The sequence below is a fragment of the Mesorhizobium sp. M1E.F.Ca.ET.041.01.1.1 genome (assembly GCF_003997355.1).
Classification (GTDB): Bacteria; Pseudomonadota; Alphaproteobacteria; order Rhizobiales; family Rhizobiaceae; genus Mesorhizobium.
The window spans coordinates 1-4,039 of record NZ_RZSL01000547.1 but is presented as its reverse complement, the minus strand read 5'-3'; the positions used below and the strand labels follow the sequence as shown (position 1 = coordinate 4,039).

At 64.3% G+C, this 4,039-nt stretch carries 3 protein-coding genes and 1 pseudogene; 1 reads left to right on the top strand and 3 read right to left on the bottom strand.

Annotation, left to right across the window (positions count from 1 at the left end):
* From EOA38_RS29850 to tpiA, 3 genes and pseudogenes are all read right to left on the bottom strand, one after another.
* A pseudogene (locus EOA38_RS29850) lies at positions 1-557 on the bottom strand (L,D-transpeptidase); the annotation flags it as partial.
* Positions 558-770: 213 nt separating this feature from the next.
* Positions 771-1,247: a preprotein translocase subunit SecG gene (gene secG, locus EOA38_RS29845; RefSeq protein ID WP_126093905.1), complete on the bottom strand. Its 477-nt coding sequence runs from the start codon at positions 1,245-1,247 to the stop codon at positions 771-773.
* A gap of 170 nt (positions 1,248-1,417) precedes the next feature.
* The gene (tpiA, locus tag EOA38_RS29840; protein WP_127300932.1) at positions 1,418-2,185 is read right to left on the bottom strand and encodes a triose-phosphate isomerase; all 768 of its coding nucleotides are present in this window, start codon (positions 2,183-2,185) and stop codon (positions 1,418-1,420) included.
* 144 nt (positions 2,186-2,329) lie between these two features.
* Between tpiA and EOA38_RS29835 the strand changes: the two genes are divergently transcribed.
* The coding region (locus EOA38_RS29835; RefSeq protein WP_127300931.1) for a SurA N-terminal domain-containing protein at positions 2,330-4,039 on the top strand (1,710 nt) is incomplete at its 3' end.

Sequence of the window (4,039 nt, the reverse complement as noted above, 5' to 3'; positions counted from 1 at the left end):
CCGGCGAACAGCCCGCCGCTGCTGGCCTGCTTCTGTCCCGGCTGCTCGCTGCGCAGCTCGCCATTGTTGCCGGTGGCCGCAATGTTCATGGCTTCATCCGAGATTGGTTCGTCGGTCTGGATCGGCGCAATCGGGGTCAGAGATTCCAGCGGTGCGATGATCTTGGTGATCTTCTTCACCGGCTTTGCGTCGGCCACTTCCGTTGATGCTGCCGAACCCTTCTTGGCCAGCCATTCCTGACGCGCCGCGTCGGCTTTGGCCTTGGCCGCCTCGCGCATCGCCATCTTGCGGGCTTCGAGTGCCTTTTCCTTGGCCGCTTCCTTGTCAGCGGCGATCTTGGACTCGAGCTTGCCGATCTGGGCGAGGTCGTCCGAGGTTGGATTTTTCTTCTTTTTGAGAAGCTTCAGCTGCGATGCGTCGCTCTTGGCTGCGACGTTGATGGCGTCGGTTTTCTCGACCGACGGCGAAGCGGCCAGGTTTGCCGGCGAGGCAAAGGCTGCTGAACCCATGCCGAATACGGCACAGAATCCCAAAAGAATGAAGCTGCGAAGCTGCATGGCGAAGATCCGATCGTTCAATGCTTGTTGCCCACGGCGTCGCCCGGCGCCCCCCAAGGACGCCGAAAGTGCCGCGCGCAATCTATAGTCGATTAGCGGTGGGCCGCTCAAGCTGAGCGACAGGTTACGCCCGGTTGAATCTTCGTGATCAAGCGGCATTTGCCGCGACTGTGTTCAAACAACAACAGAATCGCGGCGGCAATGCTTGGCCGGCTACTGGTTCGGAACCTGCGGGGTGACCGGCAAGGTGACGCCATTCGCGGCCGGCGGCGTGGCCGGATTCGCGGGCGCCGGCGTGACGGGCGCAGTGGCCGGAGCTGTCGTCGCGGCGCCGTTCGAAAGCGGAGTCGTGGTCGTCGTGCCGCCCGACGGAGCCGCGGGCGCAGTGCCGCCCACCGGACCGTTCGCGCCCGGCAGTTGATTAAGCACGCCCGACGCCGGAGCGCGATTGAGGATGTCGGTCGGCTTCTCGCCGTAGCGGGCGAGGATGGACAGGGCGAGCGAGGTCACGAAAAAGGCCGCGGCCAGGATTGCCGTCGCGCGGGTAAGCGCATTGGCGGCGCCCCGCGCCGTCATGAAACCGGAACCGCCGCCAATGCCGAGACCGCCACCTTCGGAGCGCTGCAGCAGCACCACTCCGACAAGGGCGAGCACGACCATGAGGTGGATGACGATCAGTACGGTTTCCATAATTTATCCTGGCGAGGCCTTGCGCGGCCGCGCATACGACCGGTGATTTGGAGGCGGCTCCTTACAATGCTTTGGCGGCATTTCCAAGCCCGTGGCCGGGAATATGGGGAGCAATCCGGCCGTTGCAACGATTTGGGCCGCCTCCCCGCCGTTCCGATAAGCGCCCGCGGCTACGACATGTGCATATAGGCTTCCGCAATGGCGAGGAAGTCCGCCGCCTTGAGGCTCGCGCCCCCGACCAGCGCGCCATCGACATTCTCGACGCCAAGCAGTTCCACCGCATTGGAAGGCTTGACCGAACCGCCGTAGAGAATGCGCATCCTGGCCGCGGAGTCACCGAGCATGGCGGTCAGCTTGCCGCGGATATGCGCATGCGCCTCGGCAACGTCGGCGGCGGTCGGCGTCAGGCCGGTGCCGATCGCCCAAACGGGCTCATAGGCGATGATCGTATTGGCGGAGGTGGCGCTCGGCGGTACCGAACCGTCGAGCTGGCGCGACAAGATATCGAGCGTCGCGCCTGCCTCGCGTTCGGCGCGCGTCTCGCCGATGCATACGACGGCCGCCAACCCTGCCCGCCAGGCAGCCGACGCCTTGGCATGGACGATCGCATCGTCGTCGCCGCATTGCTCGCGCCGTTCGGAATGGCCGACGATCACGTGACTCGCGCCGGCATCCTTCAGCATCTCGGCCGAAATCTGGCCGGTGTAGGCGCCGCTCTCCTTGGGATGGCAGTCCTCGCCGCCGGCGCGGACCGGCGTGCGCGAAAGGATCTCGGCGGCCTGGTGAAGCAGGGTCGCCGGCACGCAGACCAAGGCCTCGGTCTCCGCATCCAGCCCGCTCATGAAGCCATTGCCGATCATCCTCAACTCGTTGAGCGAGGCGCTGGTGCCGTTCATTTTCCAGTTGCCGGCGACGAGCGGACGGATTCCAGGGGTCATGGGGTCGGTTCTCCAGGCGACATAAGGCTGCGCCCTCACTACCAAAATCAGGCCACAAAGCAATCGACAGTGGGCCGGAAGGGCGCTATTGCGCTTGTTTCAGACTCGGGCGCGCGCGAAAATGCGCAAAAATCGGAAGTAAGCATGCTTGGTTTATTGAGAAGCGCGGCGGGCACCTGGGTCGCGAAGGCGTTGTTGTCCCTGCTGGTGGTCAGCTTTGCCGTCTGGGGCATTTCCGGGCGCCTGTCGGGAAGCTTGGCTGGCCATCATTCGGTGATCACCGCCGGCGGCACCACGGTCTCGATCAACGAGTACCGCCTCGCCTACGATCGCCAGATCAACCTCTTGTCGCAGCAATATGGCCAGCGCATCACGCATGAGCAGGCCAAGCTCCTCGGCATCGACAATCAGGTGCTGGCGCAGCTCGTTTCAGGCGCCGTGCTTGACGAGCAGGCCCGCAAGCTCGGGCTAGGCTTCTCCAAGGACAGCTTGGCCGAGTTGACGCACCAGGAACCGGCTTTCAGGGGCCCAAGCGGCCAGTTCGATCTGCGGGTGTTTGAGGCCAGGCTTCGCGATCTCGGCATGCGACCTGAAGACTATCTCAGGAATCGCTCCCAGGTGGCCAAGCGCCAGCAGATCGTCGAGGCGGTTTCTGACGGCCTCAAGGCGCCGCAGACCTTCCTCAAGGCGGTCGCGCTCTATCGCGGCGAGGACCGCACGATCGACTATCTCGTCCTGCCGAAGACGCTGGTGCAGCCGATCGATGCGCCGTCCGACAGCGCGCTGAAAACCTATTTCGAGACCAACAAGAAGAACTACGCAGCGCCGGAATACCGCAAGTTCTCCTATATCCGGCTTGAGCCGCAGGACATCATGGACCCGACGGCGGTGACCGACAGCCAAGTCGCCGACGACTACAACAAGAACAAGGCGCGCTACACCACGCCTGAAATGCGCACCATCGAACAGTTGGTGTTCAAGACGCCGGACGCGGCCAAAGCCGCTTATGACTCGCTGAAAGCCGGCGCCACCTTCGACAAGATCGTCACCGCCGAGGGCAAGACCCAGGCCGACACACTGCTCGGCACGCTGGCCAAGGACAAGATCGCCGACAAGGCGGTGGCCGACGCGGCCTTCTCGCTCAATGCCAACGAGGTCAGTCCGGTGGTTCAGGGCACCTTCGGCCCGGTGCTGCTGCGCGTCACCGAAATCAAGCCGCAGGTGGTGAAACCGCTTTCGGAGGCGTCCGACCAGATCCGCAAGGACCTGGCGCTCGGCGAGGCGAGCCGCATCCTGCTCGACGTGCATGACAGCTACGAGGACACCCGCGCCTCGGGCGCCTCGCTTGCCCAGGCCGCCGACAAGCTGAAGCTGAAGATCGTCACCATCGACGCCATCGACCGGACCGGCCAGCGGCCGGATGGCACGATCGTCAACGACTTGCCGCAATCTGCCGATCTCATCAAGGCGGTCTTCGAGGCCGAGCCGAATACGGAAAATGAAGGCCTGACCACCGCCGACAACGGCTTCGTGTTCTACGAAGTCCAGTCAATCACCCCGGCACGCGACCGCACGCTGGATGAAGTCCGCCAGAAGGTCGCGGCCGACTGGACGGGTGCCGAGACCGACAAGCGGCTCGACGCGAAGGCGCAGGATCTGGAAAAGCGCCTGAAGGCCGGCACGACGCTCGATGTCATCGCAGGCGAGCTCAAGCTCGAGAAGCAGACCAAGCGCGGCCTGAAGCGCGAGGCCGACGACGCCGAACATGGCCGCGGCGCCTTCCTTGCCGAAATCGGCGTCGTCGGCCTCGCGCCTCAGGCCGCGCTTGGTCTGCTTCTCGAGCTTGAGCTCGCC